General features: G+C 66.9%; 13 protein-coding genes. 5 read left to right on the top strand and 8 right to left on the bottom strand.

The features are described 5' to 3' along the window. Positions 1-3: 3 nt before the first annotated feature. The 3 genes from KHY18_RS05150 to KHY18_RS05140 form a co-directional block, all read right to left on the bottom strand. Positions 4-1,290, bottom strand: coding sequence for a D-amino acid dehydrogenase (locus KHY18_RS05150; protein ID WP_249728927.1), 1,287 nt, complete (start codon positions 1,288-1,290; stop codon positions 4-6). 8 nt (positions 1,291-1,298) lie between these two features. Continuing rightward, positions 1,299-2,264, bottom strand: coding sequence for a Bug family tripartite tricarboxylate transporter substrate binding protein (locus KHY18_RS05145; protein ID WP_213295067.1), 966 nt, complete (start codon positions 2,262-2,264; stop codon positions 1,299-1,301). Between the two features lie 264 nt (positions 2,265-2,528). Further along, positions 2,529-3,449: an ornithine cyclodeaminase family protein gene (locus tag KHY18_RS05140; RefSeq protein WP_213295066.1), complete on the bottom strand. Its 921-nt coding sequence runs from the start codon at positions 3,447-3,449 to the stop codon at positions 2,529-2,531. A 214-nt stretch (positions 3,450-3,663) separates the two neighbouring features. Between KHY18_RS05140 and KHY18_RS05135 the strand changes: the two genes are divergently transcribed. Next, positions 3,664-4,548: a LysR family transcriptional regulator gene (locus tag KHY18_RS05135; RefSeq protein ID WP_213295064.1), complete on the top strand. Its 885-nt coding sequence runs from the start codon at positions 3,664-3,666 to the stop codon at positions 4,546-4,548. A 15-nt stretch (positions 4,549-4,563) separates the two neighbouring features. Here KHY18_RS05135 and KHY18_RS05130 read toward each other — a convergent pair whose 3' ends face one another. The 4 genes from KHY18_RS05130 to KHY18_RS05115 form a co-directional block, all read right to left on the bottom strand. Continuing rightward, positions 4,564-6,327: a dipeptide ABC transporter ATP-binding protein gene (locus tag KHY18_RS05130; protein WP_213295063.1), complete on the bottom strand. Its 1,764-nt coding sequence runs from the start codon at positions 6,325-6,327 to the stop codon at positions 4,564-4,566. Next, positions 6,324-7,268 (bottom strand): ABC transporter permease, encoded by a 945-nt coding sequence (locus KHY18_RS05125; RefSeq protein ID WP_213295061.1) that lies wholly within the window; start codon positions 7,266-7,268, stop codon positions 6,324-6,326. Before KHY18_RS05125 ends, KHY18_RS05130 begins: the two co-directional genes overlap by 4 nt. A 17-nt stretch (positions 7,269-7,285) precedes the next feature. Next, positions 7,286-8,251, bottom strand: coding sequence for an ABC transporter permease (locus tag KHY18_RS05120; protein WP_213295059.1), 966 nt, complete (start codon positions 8,249-8,251; stop codon positions 7,286-7,288). A gap of 71 nt (positions 8,252-8,322) precedes the next feature. Then, the gene (locus KHY18_RS05115; protein ID WP_213295056.1) at positions 8,323-9,948 is read right to left on the bottom strand and encodes an ABC transporter substrate-binding protein; all 1,626 of its coding nucleotides are present in this window, start codon (positions 9,946-9,948) and stop codon (positions 8,323-8,325) included. A 231-nt stretch (positions 9,949-10,179) separates the two neighbouring features. Between KHY18_RS05115 and KHY18_RS05110 the strand changes: the two genes are divergently transcribed. After that, the gene (locus KHY18_RS05110; protein ID WP_213295053.1) at positions 10,180-11,457 is read left to right on the top strand and encodes a T3SS effector SopD family protein; all 1,278 of its coding nucleotides are present in this window, start codon (positions 10,180-10,182) and stop codon (positions 11,455-11,457) included. Here KHY18_RS05110 and mnmA read toward each other — a convergent pair. Next, the gene (gene mnmA / locus KHY18_RS05105; RefSeq protein WP_213295050.1) at positions 11,454-12,581 is read right to left on the bottom strand and encodes a tRNA 2-thiouridine(34) synthase MnmA; all 1,128 of its coding nucleotides are present in this window, start codon (positions 12,579-12,581) and stop codon (positions 11,454-11,456) included. The two genes, KHY18_RS05110 and mnmA, sit on opposite strands and share 4 nt — an antisense overlap. Before the next feature lie 64 nt (positions 12,582-12,645). Between mnmA and KHY18_RS05100 the strand changes: the two genes are divergently transcribed. The 3 genes from KHY18_RS05100 to tcuB all read left to right on the top strand — a co-directional run. Beyond that, positions 12,646-13,620 carry a LysR family transcriptional regulator gene (locus KHY18_RS05100; protein WP_213295047.1) on the top strand — a complete coding sequence of 325 codons (975 nt, stop codon included), beginning with the start codon at positions 12,646-12,648 and terminating at the stop codon, positions 13,618-13,620. A gap of 88 nt (positions 13,621-13,708) precedes the next feature. Then, positions 13,709-15,127, top strand: a complete 1,419-nt coding sequence (tcuA, locus tag KHY18_RS05095) for an FAD-dependent tricarballylate dehydrogenase TcuA (RefSeq protein ID WP_213295044.1) — start codon at positions 13,709-13,711, stop codon at positions 15,125-15,127. Between the two features lie 9 nt (positions 15,128-15,136). Continuing rightward, positions 15,137-16,154: tricarballylate utilization 4Fe-4S protein TcuB (gene tcuB / locus KHY18_RS05090; protein ID WP_213295041.1), on the top strand; the 1,018-nt coding region annotated here is incomplete at its 3' end.

Below are 16,154 nucleotides of genomic sequence, written 5' to 3'. Positions count from 1 at the left end.
TGATCAGAGCGCGCTCATCTTGTGGGCGATCGTGGCCGCCGAGCCGAAGGCCAGCGTCAGGCCCAGCGCGCCGTGGCCGACGTTGAGGAATACATTGTCCAGCGGCGAAGCGCCGATGATGGGCACGGACGTGGGCGTCGCGGGCCTGAGCCCCGACCATTCGGAAACGGAGTCGAGGTCGACCGCGGCGCCGAAGGCTTCGCGCGTATGGCCCACCAGTTCGGCAATTCTGTCCGCCTGGATGCTGCGGTCGTAGCCGCGAATCTCGGCCACGCCCGCGACGCGCAGATGGTCGCCTATGCGGGCGTAGACGACTTTGCGCGCCGCATCGGTGATGCTGACGCGCGGCACTCCGGCCGCATCGACAATGCGCGCCGTGATGCTGTAGCCCTTGAGCGGATAGACCGGCAGCGAGAAGCCCAGCATGCGGGCCACGGCGGCCGTGGCCGGGCCCGTGGCCAGCACCAGGCCGTCGACATCCAGCGCCTGCCCATTGGCGATCAGCTGCGCGACGCGCCGGCCCGCGCGGGCAAAGCCCGTGACCCTCTGCCCCAGCTTGAACTCGACGCCGCGCGCCCTGAGCTGGCGCTCCAGCGCCAGGCACAGCGCATGGCTGTCGATCGCGCATTCGCTGGGCGTGTGAATCGCGCCCGCGATGCGGCCCTTGAAACGCGCCAACGCGGGTTCTATGCGCAGGGCTTCGTCTTCACCGATGCAGCGCTGCAGCGGCCCGTGCGCGGCCTGCAAGCGCACCTGGGCCTCGGCCTTGGCCAGCGCCTGGGCGCTGGGCAGCAGCACCAGCTTGCCGGTCTCGGAGTACTTCAATTGCGCGGGGTCGGCGTCGCGCAGCCACAGATCTGTCTCGTGGCGGCTCAGGCTTCCCAGCGCCAGCAGTTCCAGCGAGCTTTGCCGCGCCGTCGAGCCGCGGCAGGCCAGCAGAAACTCCATCATCCAGCGCCACTGCGCGGGATCGAGCCGCGGAACGATCTTCAGCGGCGCGTTCTTCGCCAGCAGCAGGCTGGGCAACTCGGGCAGCAGACTCGGCTGGGCCAGCGGCGCCACATAGCCATAGGACAGCTGGCAGCCATTGCCGAAGCTGGTGCCGCGGCCCACATGCGCGGCGGCATCGATCACCGTGACTTCATGGCCCGAGCGGCTCAGCGCCGCGGCCGTGGTCAGGCCCACGATGCCCGCGCCTATGACCGTGACATGCGCGTGGCGCGGGCCGCGCGCGCGCGGATGCATGCTCCAGTAGCTCTGTGCGCTGTCGGAGTGGAAAACTGCAGACATCAAGGCCCTCAATCCACTTTGGCGCCGCTCTTGCGCACGACTTCGCCCCACTTCACGCGCTCGGATTCGACCAGGCGGCGCAGGTCCTGCGGCGTTCCGCCGATGGGCGTGAAGGCCAGCTGCTCGAACTGGGCGCGCACTTTCTCGTCCTTGAGAATCGCGTTGACTTCGATGTTGAGGCGATTGACGATCTCCGCGGGCGTTCCCGGCGGCGCGACCAGCGCCCCCCAGGCGCGCATTTCAAAGCCCGGCACGCCCGATTCATTGAGCGTGGGCACCGCGGGAAACTGCGGCGAACGCTCCTTGGACGTGACCGCGATCGCGCGCAGCTTGCCGCCCGTCACGGCCGGGCCCACGGAGGCGATGTTGTCGAACAGGAACTGCACGCTGCCGCCCATCAGGTCGGTGATGGCCTGGGGCGCGCCCTTGTAGGGAATGTGCATGCTGCCTATGCCCGTCATGGTCTTGAACATCTCGGCGCCGAGATGGCTGGTGGTGCCCGTGCCGCCCGAACCGAAGAAGGAGTTCGCGGGGTTCTGCTTGACGTAGCGCACGAGCTCCTGCACGTTCTGGATAGGCAGGTCCTTGTTCACCACCAGCAGGCTGCCGGTGCTGGTCAGCGCGATCACGGGAACGAGTTTCGCGGGGTCGTAGGGCAGCTTGGAGAACAGGAACTCGTTGGTCGCCAGCGTGGCGTTGTTGCCGTAGCCGATCGTGTAGCCGTCGGGGCTGGCCGTCATCACGGCCTGCATGCCTATGCCGCCGCCCGCGCCGGGGCGGTTCTCCACCACCACGCTCTGGCCCAGGCGCTTGCCCAATTCGTTGCTGAAGATCCGCGTCAGGATGTCGGGCGATCCGCCCGCGGCGGAGGGCACGACGATCTTGATCGGGCGATCAGGCCAGGCGGCCTGGGCAGCGAATGCCAGGGTCGCGGCCACGGCAACGAAAGTGAGGCGAACGGGACGGAGGTTCATGGTGGTGCTTCCAGGCAAGGGTTGGATCAATCAAGGTCGAAGGAGATATGGGTCTCAGTATCTGCAGCGCAGGCACTGGCCGCCAACGAAAAAAACAGGGTGGGGTAGTCATTTTTGAATACCCTCCCGGCACGCCCGTTGCCGGTGCAATCCAGGCCCGCACGGCCCGCTTTTTTCCCCGGCGTGGTGCCTAGGCAGGCGAGCCGATCGGGCGCCTGCACCGGAACATGGCAAGCATCCCGGGACCGCATGGGGACAAGCCGATCAGGCGCGCGGCAGATTCCGGTGCACCAGCTGCGCCAGCGCCACATCTTCAATGCCCACGCCCACCGATTTGTAGACCGTGATATCGCCTGCCGCGCCTTGGAGCAGTCCTGGATCGACCAGCAGCGGGCCGAGTTCAATCACCTTACTGCCCAGCGCCTGCTGATCGGCGGCCATCACCAGATCGCCGCCTTCGCGCAGCGCCTGGGCGCGCGACTCCACGACCACCACGCCGGCGCGCGCCAGCACCACGTCATCGATCTCGCGCGCGCTCGGCTTCGACGAGCCTATCGCCGCGACGAACGTGCCGGGACGCAATGCGGCGCCATCGAACAGCGCAGTGGACGAGCGCGTCGCGGTGATGACGATATCGGCCTGCGATGCCGCGGTGGCCGCATCGACCACGCGCGCGGGCACGCCGTACAGCTGCTGGACGCTGCGGGCAAAGGCCTCGGCGTCGTCGCGCGCACAGACCAGCACTTCGGTGGCGAAGCCGTCGGCGCAGAACGCTTCGGCATGGGCCTGGGCCTGGATGCCGCTGCCGAAAATGGCCAGCGCCACATGCGACTTGCGCACGCAGGCATCGGCGACCACGCGCGTCACGGCCGCGGTGCGCAGCCGGGTCAGCTCGTTGCCCTGGACCACGCGCAGCAGCTTGCCGGTCTCGGCCGAGAACAGATTGATGACGAAATCGAACTGACCGCCGACGGTGGGGTAGACCTTGGCGCCCATCACCTTGTCGGCGCCGTGAATGCCGCCCATCATGGACAGCGAATTGCCGCCCGCATGGATGCGCACCCGGTCCTGGATGCTGGAGCCGCCACGGCCCATGTCCAGGAAGGCCAGGCGCATGGCTTCTATGGCCTCGCGCATGGAGACGGCCTTGGCGACCTGCTGGTCGTCGATAAAAATTTCACTCATGCTGTCAGGTCCTGTGAGGAGATGCGACAGCACCGCGACGGTGCTGCGAAAGGCCTGCAGTATTAGGGAAGGCCTGGGCCCAGCGCCAGTGAAAAAAAGCGGGGAGGCCAGTCGTTTTTGACTGGACAGTTAACGGGGCAAAATCAGGCGCTCTGGCATGGCCCATGCTTAGAGCTCCGCCCACCCCGCCCCACAAACCCAGCCCCTCCAAGCCATGCGACTACGCCACCTGGAAATCTTCCATTCGGTCATGCGGACCGGCTCGGTCAGCGGCGCCGCCGAACTGCTGAACCTGACCCAGTCCGCGGCCAGCAAGGCCCTGGCCCAGGCCGAACATGCGTTCGGGCTGGTGCTGTTCAAGCGCGCCGGCGGCCGGCTGGTGCACACGCGCGAGGCCGAACAGCTTTTCGTGCAGACCACCGAACTGTTCTCGCAAGTCGAAAACGTAGAGCGCCTGACGCGCAAGCTCAAGAGAAATCCACAGGACCATCTGCGCATAGGCTGCCTGCCCAGCCTGAGTCTGGGCCTGCTGCCGGGAATCGTCGGCGAGTTCCGCGCGAGATATCCGGGCGTCTCGCTGGAGGTCGTGACCGGCAATGGCGACGAGCTGGTGGAGAACCTGGTGCGCCGCGAAATCGATATCTCCATAGGCTTCGACATGCCCGCGCATCCCGCGCTGGAGAAGCTGCCCCTGGGCGACATTCCCATCGTCCATCTGGCGCGCGCCGCAGGCACGGCGCCAGCGGCAGGAACGGCCGGCGGCATCCGCCTGGCCGAACTCGAGCCCGCGCAATGGATAGGCATAGGCGGCAGCGACCCGCTGGCGCAATGCATTCGCGATGCCTGGCCCGGCCTCGAGGAGAGCCCGACCAACCCCATGCTGGAGACGCGCAGCTACTACGTCGCAGCGGCTTTCGCGCGCGAAGGCACGGGCTTTGCGATCGTCGACAAGTTCACCGCCCAGGCGATTGCGTCCGACATGGACGTCAGGCCCATAGAGCCCGCGCTGAGCATTCCCGCGGTCGCCTTCCACATTGCTTCGGACGTGCGCTCGCTGGCCTTCAACGCCTTTGTCGATTGCCTCAAGACCCGGTTTTGACGCGGGGCCCGCGCATCAGTCGGGGCGCACGCGGTGCATGTCGGGCACCGCGGCGATCAGCGCCTGGGTGTAGGCATGTTCGGGCGCGGTCAGCACGCGCTGCGCCTGGCCCACTTCGACCAGCTGCCCCTGCTGCATCACGCCCACCGTGTCGCACATATGGCGCACCACGGCCAGGTTGTGGCTGATCAGCAGATAGGTCAGGCCGAACTCTTCCTGCAAGTCCTTCATCAGGTTCAGCACCTGGGCCTGCACCGACACGTCGAGCGACGACGTGGGTTCGTCGCACACAATGAACTCGGGCCGGCTCACCAGCGCGCGCGCGATCGCGATGCGCTGGCGCTGACCGCCCGAGAACTGGTGCGGGTAGCGGCGCACATCGTCGGGCGACAGGCGCACGCGGCGCAGCGCTTCCTGCACGCGCTCGGCGGTCTCTTCGGGCCCGCTGCTCAGGCCCAGCACCTCCAGCGGCTCGGCGATGATCTGGCCCACCTTCCAGCGCGGGTTGAGGCTTGCATACGGGTCCTGGAAGATCATCTGAAAACGCCGGCGCAGCGCGACGGCCGATGCGGGATCGGCCCAGCGGTCCTGGCCGTCGATCACGATGCGTCCCGCGGTGGGCCGCGTGAGTCCGGCGATCATTCGCGCCACCGTCGACTTGCCCGAGCCCGACTCGCCGACCAGGCCGAAGCTGCTGCCGCGCGCGATCGAGAAGCTCACATCCTGCACCGCATGCAGCACGCGTTTCGTTTGGCGCGCAATGGTGCGCGCGAGCCAGCCGCCCGACAGATCGAAGTCGCGCGACAGCCCGCTGATCTGCACCAGCGCCGGCCCGTCGACCACGGCGCGGACCGCGGGCGCGGCGGGCGCAGCGCCTGGGCCAACCGCCGCGCCTGAGCCGGCCGCACCAATCTCCGGCACGGGCAGCCGGTGCGTGGGGGCGGTCAGCGAAGGAATCGCCGCCATCAGCGCGCGCGTATAGGGCGCGGCCGGCGCATCGAGCACCTGGCGCACCGGCCCGGTCTCGAGCACCCGGCCCTGGTACATGACCATCACGCGGTCGGCGGCTTCGGCGATCACGCCCATGTCGTGCGTGATCAGCATCGCGGCCGTGCCGTGCTCCTTGCAGACGCGGCGCAGCACGCGAATCACCTGGGCCTGGACCGAAACGTCGAGCGCGGTCGTGGGCTCGTCGGCGATCAGCAGCGCGGGCTCGGCGCTGAGCGCCAGCGCAATCGCCACGCGCTGGCGCATGCCGCCCGAGAACTGGTGCGGAAACTGGTTGAGCCGGGCCGCGGGCTCGGCGATCTCGACTTCGGTCAGCAGATCGATCGCGCGCTGACGTGCCTGGCGCTCGTTCAGCGGCAGGTGCTGGCGTATGGTTTCGATCAGGTGCTGGCCTATGGTCAGCACCGGGTTGAGGCTGGTCAGCGGGTCCTGGAACACCATGCCGATATGCTTGCCGCGCAGCCGGCGGAAGTCTTCGCCGTACAGCGTGTCTATGCGTTCGTCGCGCAGGAAAATCTGGCCGCTGCTCATGCGCCCGGGCGGCGCGATCAGGCCGATCACGGCATTGCCGGTCATCGACTTGCCCGCGCCCGATTCACCGACCACGCCCAGTATTTCGCCGGGGCGTATCTCGAACGACACGTCGTTGAGCACCGTGACCGGGCCGCGGTGGGTATCGAAAGTCACGCCCAGGTTCTGCACGCGCAGAATGGGGGCGTCGACCAACAAACTCTCGGCCGAGGTCTTGAGGAAAGCGTCGCGGGCGGTCATTGCAGTTTCGGGTTCAAAGCGTCGCGCAGCCAGTCGCCGACCAGGTTGACGGAAAGTGCCAGCGCCAGCAGCACCAGCCCGGGGAACAGCAGAATCCACCATTCACCGGAAAACAGAAAGCCCTGGCCCACGCGGATCAGCGTGCCCAGCGAAGGCTGGGTCGGCGGCAGGCCCACGCCCAGATACGACAGCGTCGACTCGGCGACGATGGCCAGCGCAAAGCTGATGGTGGCGATCACCAGCACGGGAGCGAGCAGATTCGGCAGGATGTGGCGCACCAGAATGCCGCTGCGCGAGCGGCCTATGACCTGCGCGGCCAGCACATAGTCCTTGTGCTTCTCGACCATCACGGCGCCGCGCACGGTGCGCGCGTACTGCACCCATTCCGACAGCCCGATCGCCAGGATGATCACGTACAGCGCCATGTCGTCGCGGTAGCTCTCGGGCAGGATGCCGCGCGCGATGCCGAACACCAGCAGCGCGACCAGCAGCACCGGGAACGTCAGCTGCACATCGGCAATGCGCATCACCAGCGTGTCGAACCAGCCGCCGGTATAGCCCGCGATCAGGCCCAGCGGCACGCCGATGGCGAGCGACAACGCCACCGAGGCACCGCCGACGAACAGCGACATGCGCAGGCCGTAAAGAATCGCCGAATAGACATCGCGGCCCTGCTCGTCGGCGCCCAGCGGATAGCCGATGCCCGAGAGCCCGGCCTGGCCCGGCGCGGTGAACGCATCGAGCAATTCGAGGCCCGCGGGATCGAACGGGTTCTGCAGCGCCAGCCAGGGCGTGAACAGCGCGCAGCCGCACAGCAGCAACAGCACGACCACGGCGGCCTGCACCGTGAGCGAGCGACCGAGCGCGCGCAGCACGGCCGAATCGGAGCGGCGCAGCTGCCACCAGCGCGCCGGCACAAGAGAAGGAGAAGTTTCAGCCATGTTCTTGGAGGTATGTCTCAGCCGCGGCGCAGCCGCGGATCGACCAGCAGATAGGCGCCGTCGACGAGGAAGTTGATGACCACGTACAGCGCCGCGATCAGCATCAGATAGGCCGCGATCACCGGCACATCGACGCCCTGTATCGAGTTGATGAACAGCAGGCCCACGCCCGGCCACTGGAAGACGGTTTCGGTGACGATGGCGAACGCGATCAGCGAGCCGATCTGCAGGCCGGTGATGGTCACCACGGGAATCAGCGTGTTGCGCAGCGCATGGCCGTAATGGATGCGCTTTTCGGGCAGGCCGCGCGCACGCGCAAAGCGCACATAGTCGGTGCGCAGCGCTTCGAGCATCTCGGCGCGCACCAGGCGCATGATCAGCGTCAGCTTGAACATCGCCAGCGTGCACACCGGCAGCACCAGCGAGGCCCAGCCCGAGGCCGTGAGAAAGCCCGTGGTCCAGCCGCCGAGCTGCACCGTGTCGCCGCGGCCGAACGACGGCAGCCATTGCAGCTCGACGGCAAACAGGTAGATCAGGCCTATGCCGATCAGGAACGTGGGCAGCGAGACCCCGACCAGCGACAGCGTCATCAGCGCCCGGCTGAGCCAGGCCTCGCGGTGGATGGCGGTGTAGACGCCCAGCACCAGCCCGCCGGCGACGGCCAGCAGCCCGGCGATCAGCGCCAGTTCCAGCGTCGCGGGCAGGCGCTCGGCAATCACTTCGACCACGGGTCGCTTGAGCCGATACGAGATGCCGAACTCGCCTTGCAGCACATTGCCCATGTAGCGCAAATACTGAACGGCCACGGGCTGATCGAAGCCCAGCTCGGCAATCACCGCCTCGCGGTCGGCCAGCGAAGCATCCTCGCCCAGCAGGCTGATGGTCGGGTCGCCGATGTGGCGAAACACCAGGAAGGCAATGAAGGAAACCGCCAGCAGCACCAGCAACGACTGGCCCAGGCGACGCGCAAACAGCAAGGGCATGCAGTCTTCTCGTGGAGTGTGGAAAAGGACCGGGCCGCGCGCTCGCCGGCCTGGTCACCTGATCACAGGCCTTACTTCTCGGCCAGCTTGAACAGCTTGAAGTACGGCGTGTTCGACGGATTCACCGGAATGTCGAAGCGGCGCTTCATCGCATAGGTCTGGATCTGGTCGTGCAGCGGCAGATAGATCAGTTCCTTCTGCACCGTGGTCCAGATGCTCTTGATCGTCGCGTCGCGCTTCTTGCTGTCGCCTTCCGAGGCCAGCGACACGATCTGGCGATCGACGGCGTCGTTGCTGTAGCGCGTGGCATTGGTCGCGCCGCGCGAATTCTTGCCGCGCGTGTGCACCAGGTAGTCGAAGATGTAGGCCGAGTCATAGGTCGGCACACCCCAGCCATAGAGATAGAAGTCGGTGTCCTGGCCGTTGATCGCCGCGGTCTGTATCGCCAGCGGACGCGACACCACGGTGGTCTTCACGCCCGCGCGGCCCAGGAAGCCGGCCACGGCCTGGCAGATCGCCTCGTCGTTGAGATAGCGGTCGTTGGTGCAATGCAGCGTGATGCCGAAGCCGTTCGGGTAGCCGGCATCGGCCAGCAGCTTCCTGGCCTGGGCCACATCGGCCTTGCCGACCGCGCCGAACGCCTTGTCGTAGCCATGCACGAACGGCGGCGCGATGATGTTGGTCGGCACCGACAGGCCGCGCATCACGGCCTTCTGGATCGCCACGCGGTCTATGGCCAGCTGGAAGGCCTGGCGCACGCGCACATCGGCCAGCGGGTTCTTGTCCTTGACGTCGGAGTAGGTCAGCGGCGCCGCGCCCACGTTCAGGCCCAGGAAGATGGTGCGGTTTTCCGCGGCCTGGTTGACGCGCAGCTTGGCGTCGGCGCGCAGGCGCGCGATGTCCTGGATGGGCAGATCCTGCACGAAGTCGACTTCACCCGACAGCAGCGCGGCGACGCGCGTCGCGGGCGCCTTGATCGGCAGATAGACCAGCTCGTCGATGGGCAGCGGGAACAGGCCCACACCCCAGTAGCCGGGGAATTTCTTCAGCACCGTGCGCACATCGGGCTCGCGCGACACCAGCGTGTAGGGGCCCGTGCCGTTGACGTTGCGCGTGGCGTAGGTCTCCTCCTTGGCCGAAGGCTTTTGCGGCGCTTCCACGCCATGCTTCTTGGCCCAGGCGGCGCTCAGGATCTGGATGTTGATCAGGTTGTCGGGCAGCAGCGGCGTGGTGCCCGAAGTCTTGATGTGCACGGTGAACGGATCGATCTTCACCACGTCGGTGATCGCCACCAGCAGCGAGCGCATGTCGGACGAAGGCGAGCGCGCGCGCTCCAGAGAGAACAGCACATCATCGGCCGTGAACAGGCTGCCGTCGTGGAACTTCACGCCCTTGCGCAGCTTGAATTCCCATACCGACGGGTCGCTGGTCAGCGTCCACGACGTGGCCAGCGTGGGCTGCAGCTTGCCGTCGGCGGTGCGGATGATCAACGGCTCGTAGACCTGGTGCAGCAGATTGTGGTTCGGGCCGTTGTTCAGCGCGTGCGGGTCCAGCGTGGAAGCGTCCGCGGAGCGCGCCCAGCGCAGCGTTTCGGCCTGTGCCGCGACGCCGCCCATCAAGGCCGCGAGCAGAACGCCGGCGACGGCGCTGGCGCGAAACGGGGCAGCAAAACGGAGGGAAAGGAGTCGTTGGTTCATGGGACGGGAGCAGCTGGAAGCGGTGCGAAAGACGGGCGTGCGGGGCACGCGGTGAGCAGCCGATTCTCGGCAGCCCCGCGCCCGCGCACAACGCAGGAATCCGCATAACCAAATGCGCTTTTCCGCCCGGAAAACCGCCGCGCCGCCGCCAGGCGCCACCACGCCGACCAGGGAACCCGCAATGCACCCTGGTTACCAATCCTTTGCTTCGCCCAACCACAGGAGGCCTTCGTGAGCACCACCATTCCCTTGACGGCCAACTCCCAGCTGTCGCTGAGCAGCGCGCGCATCGCCAAGCTCATGGACAGCGACGTCAAACAAGCGACCCAGCTCAACTTTTTCGATAGCATCGTCGATCTCTTCCGGCCCCACAGCAAGGCGCTGGCACTGCAGAACCTGCACGCCATGCTGCACGACGGCGGCACCAGCAATTTCGCCCGCTTCGACTTGCTGTCGCAGCTCGCCTCGCCCGACAGCCAGTCGCTTTTCACGCTGGACATCACGGCCCACCCCAATGTCCCGGACCAATACACGGTGGAGTACTACATCAACGGACAGCCCATCAAGACCGACACCATCGACACGCATGAAAAGGATTTGATCTGCCTGCATATGGGCAAGCCCCAGGACACGGACATGCTTCAGGAGCAGGTCACCACCATCGACCAGCACCGGCTCGACACCCAGGAGCGCGTTGCCCAGGTGCGTGACGCCGACTTCTCGGGCGGCGGCGTCAACAAGAAATTCGACGCCAGGAGCGGCCTGCTGCGCGCCGACACCCAGACCGGCGAAGAGGACTTCGAGCGCGAACTCGCGCTGGCGCAATATGCCAAGGACAAGCCCGAGCTGGCCAGCTACATCTCCACGCAGAAGAAAGTCACCGATCCCGCCACCCTGCACCCCGAACTCAGCCGCGCGCACGCCTATGCCGTGGTCGACATCTATGACCCTGAACATGTGGCCAGCACGGAGATGGACAACTGCATCGACAAGCTGTCACGCGACCAGGCCAAAAGCCTGCTGCCGCAGATCGTCGACATGGCGCGCGTGCTCTACAAGAACCAGGTCGCCCACCGCGACCTGCACATGCACAACCTGGTCGTACATGAGATCAAGGACAGCGGCAGCGTGCACCTCAAGGCCATCGATTTCGGCCGCCTGGCCATGGGCGAAGATTTCGAGGCCAGGAAGTTCGAGGACATCGACTACCTGTTCGGCAAGCAGGGCGCCACGCTGCTCGAAACCATAGGCCGCAACTACCTGGCACCCGCAGGCTCGGAAGTCGACAGGAAGCACTATCCGATCCACAAGCTCTGCGCGCAGTTCAACGACAAGGGCATTGCGCTGGACCCGGTGCTGTCGCGCATAGGCGCGCATCTCAAGTCAGATCTGCAGCATGCGGGTACCGACGAGGCCCTGGTGGACGCAGCTTTTCACAAGGCCTCGCAGGCCTTGCAGCTGAGCTTTGCCCAGCTGCAAGCCCAGACCGAGGGGATTCGCTTTGCCTAGGCGGCTTGCGCGTAACCGGCCACGGCCGAAATCATGCCGCCGCCCAGGCACACATCGCCGTCATACAGCACGGCCGACTGGCCCGGCGTGACCGCCCATTGCGGTTCGGGAAAGTCGAGGCGGAAAGTCTCGCCCACGGCCTGACTGAGGACCGCCGGCGAATCGGGCTGGCGATAGCGCGTCTTGGAGCCATAGGTGCCCGCGGCCGGCGGCTCGCCCGCGACCCAGCTGGCGTTGTCGGCGTCGAGCTGCGGCGACAGCAGCCACGGATGGTCATGGCCTTGCACCACGCGCAGCACGTTGCGGTCCAGCTCCTTGCGCGCGACGAACCAGGGGTGGTGTTCACCGCCGCCGCGCTGCGCGCCTTTTTCCTTGATGCCGCCAATGCCCAGACCCTGGCGCTGGCCCAGCGTGTAGAACGACAGGCCTTGATGGCGGCCCAGCTTGCGGTCGCGATCATCGAGGATCCAGCCCGGTTCCTTGTTGATGTAGCGGTTCAGAAAATCGCGAAACGGCCGCTCGCCGATGAAGCAGATGCCGGTCGAGTCTTTCTTCTTCGCGTTGGGCAGGCCGATTTCCTCGGCGATGCGCCGCACTTCGGTCTTGTGCAGCTCGCCCACGGGGAACAGCGTCTTCGACAGCTGGGCCTGGTTGAGGCGGTGCAGGAAATAGCTCTGGTCCTTGGCCGGGTCCAGGCCCTTGAGCAGCTCGAAGCGCTGCGTCTGCAGGTTCTGGCGCACGCGCGCGTAGTGGCCGGTGGCGATCTTCTCGGCGCCCAGGCGCATCGCATGGTCGAGAAAGGCCTTGAACTTGATTTCGGCGTTGCACAGCACGTCGGGGTTGGGCGTGCGCCCGGCCTGGTACTCGCGCAGGAACTCGGCGAACACCCGGTCCTTGTACTCGGCCGCGAAGTTCACATGCTCGATCTCGATGCCGATCACGTCGGCCACGGCCGCGGCGTCGACGAAGTCGACGTTCGACGAACAGAATTCGCTGTCGTCGTCATCTTCCCAATTTTTCATGAAGATGCCGACCACGTCATGGCCTTGCTGCTTGAGCAAATAGGCGGTCACCGCCGAATCCACGCCGCCTGAAAGGCCCACCACCACCCGATGCTTTGTCATAGGTGTGCGATTATCCCAGCCCGTCACCCACAACGGTGTGGTGGGGACAAATACAGGACAAGCGATGGAATTGCGGCAGCTGCGCTACTTTGTGCGCATCGTGGAAATGGGGTCGATGAACCGCGCGGCGCGCGAACTCGATGTCGTGCAGTCGGCGCTGAGCCAGCAGATCACGCGGCTCGAGAGCGAGCTCGCCGTGCGCCTGCTGCAGCGCACGCCGCGCGGCGTCGTGCCCACCGAGGCCGGCGTCGCGTTCTTTCGCGAAGCCCAGCTCGCGCTGCGCCACGCCGACCAGGCCGTGCGCAGCGCCCAGCAGTCGCGGCTGTCGGGCTCGGTGAGTCTGGGCCTGGCGCCGACCACCGCCACCATTCTGGCGCTGCCGCTGATGCAGGCCATGCGCACGCGCTACCCCGACGTGCGCCTGCACATGGTCGAAAGCATGTCGGGCCATCTGGCCGAAATGCTCAATGCGCGCGCGCTCGACATGGCGGTGCTGTTCGACACGCGCCTGCACGGCAGCGAGGCCGGCCAGGCCCGGCCCGGCGGGCGGCGCTGGCAGGTGCACCCGCTGATCGAGGAACGGCTGTTCCTGATCCGCTCGCGCCGCCACCCGCACGCCAGCGCGCTGTCCGCGTCCATGGCGCTGGCCGATCTCGCGCACGAGCCATTGATTCTGCCCACGGGCCAGCACGGCCTGCGCAGCACGCTCGACACCGCGTTCGCCCAGGCGCGTTTCACGCCGCATGTGGTGCTCGAAGTCGATTCGCTGTCGATGGTGATGGCGGCCGTGGACGCTGGCCTGGGCTCGTCGCTGCAGCCCTGGGCAGCGATGGGCCGCTTCGAGGACGCAGCCCAGCGCTTCGAATCGGCGCTGATCACCGACAAGGACGCGCAGCGCACCAACCTGCTGTGCAGCCTGTCCGAAGACGAACTGTCGCCGGCCGCGCTGGCCGCGCGCGTGGTGCTGGTCGACTGCGTGCGCGAACTGGTGCAGTCGGGCGCCTGGAGCGGCATCTCGCCTATCCATCACGATAACTGATACCCCCATGCACTGAGGCCCCTGCACCGGGGGCGGGTTGATTCCTACAGTTGAGCTCCCCACGAGAGAGACTGCAAGGAGAATTCCCATGGACACCGATGTTCTGGTCATCGGTGGTGGCAACGCCGCCCTTTGCGCCGCCCTGATGGCGCGCGAAGCGGGTGCGCGCGTGCTGCTGCTGGAGTCCGCACCCCGCGAATGGCGCGGCGGCAACTCCGCCCACACGCGCAATCTGCGCTGCATGCACGACGCGCCGCAGGACGTGCTCGTCGAAGCCTACCCCGAAGAAGAGTTCTGGCAGGACCTGCTCAAGGTCACGGGCGGCATCACCGACGAACACCTCGCGCGCCTGGTGATACGCGCCTCGTCGACCTGCCGCGACTGGATGCGCCGCCATGGCGTGCATTTCCAGCCCCCGCTGTCAGGCGCGCTGCATGTCGCGCGCACCAACGCCTTCTTCATGGGCGGCGGCAAGGCCCTGGTCAACGCCTACTTCCGCAGCGCCGAGGCGCTGGGCGTGGAGATCCGCTACGAAGCGCCCGTGGACAGGCTGGAAATCGACAACGGCCGCTTCGTCGCCGCCTGGTGCAACGGCCAGCGCATCACCGCCAAAAGCTGCGTGCTCGCGGCCGGCGGCTTCGAGTCCAACCGCGAATGGCTGCGCGAGGCCTGGGGCCAGAACGCGCGCGGCGAATGGCCTTCGGACAACTTCCTGATTCGCGGCACGGCCTACAACAAGGGCGTGCTGCTGCGCCACCTGCTCGACGAGCAGCAGGCCGACCGCATAGGCGACCCCACGCAGGCCCACATGGTGGCGATAGACGCGCGCGCGCCGCTCTATGACGGAGGCATCTGCACGCGCATCGACTGCGTCTCGCTGGGCGTGGTCGTCAACCGCGACGCCGAACGCTTCTACGACGAAGGCGAAGACTTCTGGCCCAAGCGCTATGCGATCTGGGGCCGGCTCGTGGCCCAGCAGCCGGGCCAGGTCGCCTATTCGATCATCGACGCCAAGGCCATTGGCCGCTTCATGCCGCCGGTGTTCCCGGGCATCACCGCCAACAGCCTGCCCGAACTCGCCGAGAAGCTGGGCCTGGACGCCGCGACGTTCATCCGCACGCTGGACACCTACAACGCGGCCTGCCGCGTGGGCCGGTTCGACCACACGGCGCTCGACGACTGCCACACCGAAGGCGTGGCGCCCGCCAAGACCCACTGGGCCAGGCCCATAGACACCGCGCCGTTCTACGGCTACGCGCTGCGCCCGGGCGTGACCTTCACCTACCTGGGCCTCAAGGTCGACGACACCGCGGCCGTGCGCTTCGCGGGTCAGCCGAGCAGCAACCTGTTCGTCGCCGGGGAAATGATGGCCGGCAACGTGCTGGGCAAGGGCTACACGGCCGGCGTGGGCATGTCCATAGGCACGGCCTTCGGCCGCATCGCCGGACGCAACGCGGCCCTGGCCGCACAAGGCCTGCCAGCCGTCGCTGGCGCCGTCACCGACTAGGAAACCGCCATGCAAACCCTGCAATCCCTGACCGAAGACGCCAAGGCGCTGGCCAACGGCCTGGCCGCCGCCAAGTCGCCCGCCAAGGTCATTCCCATCCAGTTGATCTCCGCCGAAGCCGAAGTCGCGCGCGCGCTGCAGATCTGCAATGCCTGCCGCTACTGCGAAGGTTTCTGCGCGGTATTTCCGGCGATGACGCGCCGGCTCGAGTTCGGCACGGCCGACGTGCACTACCTCGCCAACCTGTGCCACAACTGCGGCGCCTGCCTGCACGCCTGCCAGTACGCGCCGCCGCACGAGTTCGCGGTCAACATCCCCAAGGCCATGGCCGAAGTGCGCGGCAAGACCTATGCCGACTACGCCTGGCCGCCCGCGCTGGGCAGCTTGTACCAGCGCAACGGATTGACGCTGTCGCTGGCCCTGGTCGCGGCGCTGACGCTGTTCCTGGTGCTGGCCGTGGTGCTGCAGGGCAATGGCCTGGCCGCGCTCTGGGGCGCCGACCTGGGCGGCAATTTCTACCGCCTGTTCCCACACAACCTGCTGGTGGGCATGTTCGCGCCGGTGTTCCTGTTCGTGGTGTTCGCGCTGTTCATGGGCGTGCGCCGCTTCTGGAAAGAGGTCAAGCCCGCGACCAGCGGCGCCGATGTCGGCAGCGCCGCGGCCGCCGAGGCGACCTCGGACGTGCTGCGCCTCAAATACCTCGACGGCGGCCACGGCCAGGGCTGCAACAACGAGGACGACGCCTATACCCAGCAGCGCCGCCGCTGCCACCACCTGACCTTCTACGGCTTCATGCTGTGCTTTGCCGCGACCGGCCTGGCCACGGTCTACCACTATGTGTTCGGCTGGGTCGCGCCCTACGACCTTCCCAGCCTGCCCAAGATCCTGGGCGCGGTCGGCGGCGTGAGCCTGATGCTGGGCACGGCCGGCCTGTGGCGGCTGAACTTCAAGCGCCATCCCCAGCATGGCGACGCCAGGCAAAAACCCATGGACCTGGGCTTCATCGCGCTGCTGTTCGTGGTCAGCG

The sequence above is a fragment of the Acidovorax sp. CCYZU-2555 genome (assembly GCF_018413525.1).
Lineage (GTDB): Bacteria > Pseudomonadota > Gammaproteobacteria > Burkholderiales > Burkholderiaceae_C > Comamonas.
The sequence above is the reverse complement of the archived record's forward strand: the minus strand, read 5'-3'. Positions and strand labels throughout refer to the sequence as shown.

What these genes read in the sequence shown, in the direction of transcription:
- KHY18_RS05150 (WP_249728927.1), bottom strand. Translation starts at nt 1,290, where the DNA reads ATGTCTGCAGTTTTCCACTCCGACAGCGCACAGAGCTACTGGAGCATG.
- KHY18_RS05145 (WP_213295067.1), bottom strand. Translation starts at nt 2,264, where the DNA reads ATGAACCTCCGTCCCGTTCGCCTCACTTTCGTTGCCGTGGCCGCGACC.
- KHY18_RS05140 (WP_213295066.1), bottom strand. Translation starts at nt 3,449, where the DNA reads ATGAGTGAAATTTTTATCGACGACCAGCAGGTCGCCAAGGCCGTCTCC.
- KHY18_RS05135 (WP_213295064.1), top strand. Translation starts at nt 3,664, where the DNA reads ATGCGACTACGCCACCTGGAAATCTTCCATTCGGTCATGCGGACCGGC.
- KHY18_RS05130 (WP_213295063.1), bottom strand. Translation starts at nt 6,327, where the DNA reads ATGACCGCCCGCGACGCTTTCCTCAAGACCTCGGCCGAGAGTTTGTTG.
- KHY18_RS05125 (WP_213295061.1), bottom strand. Translation starts at nt 7,268, where the DNA reads ATGGCTGAAACTTCTCCTTCTCTTGTGCCGGCGCGCTGGTGGCAGCTG.
- KHY18_RS05120 (WP_213295059.1), bottom strand. Translation starts at nt 8,251, where the DNA reads ATGCCCTTGCTGTTTGCGCGTCGCCTGGGCCAGTCGTTGCTGGTGCTG.
- KHY18_RS05115 (WP_213295056.1), bottom strand. Translation starts at nt 9,948, where the DNA reads ATGAACCAACGACTCCTTTCCCTCCGTTTTGCTGCCCCGTTTCGCGCC.
- mnmA (WP_213295050.1), bottom strand. Translation starts at nt 12,581, where the DNA reads ATGACAAAGCATCGGGTGGTGGTGGGCCTTTCAGGCGGCGTGGATTCG.
- KHY18_RS05100 (WP_213295047.1), top strand. Translation starts at nt 12,646, where the DNA reads ATGGAATTGCGGCAGCTGCGCTACTTTGTGCGCATCGTGGAAATGGGG.
- tcuA (WP_213295044.1), top strand. Translation starts at nt 13,709, where the DNA reads ATGGACACCGATGTTCTGGTCATCGGTGGTGGCAACGCCGCCCTTTGC.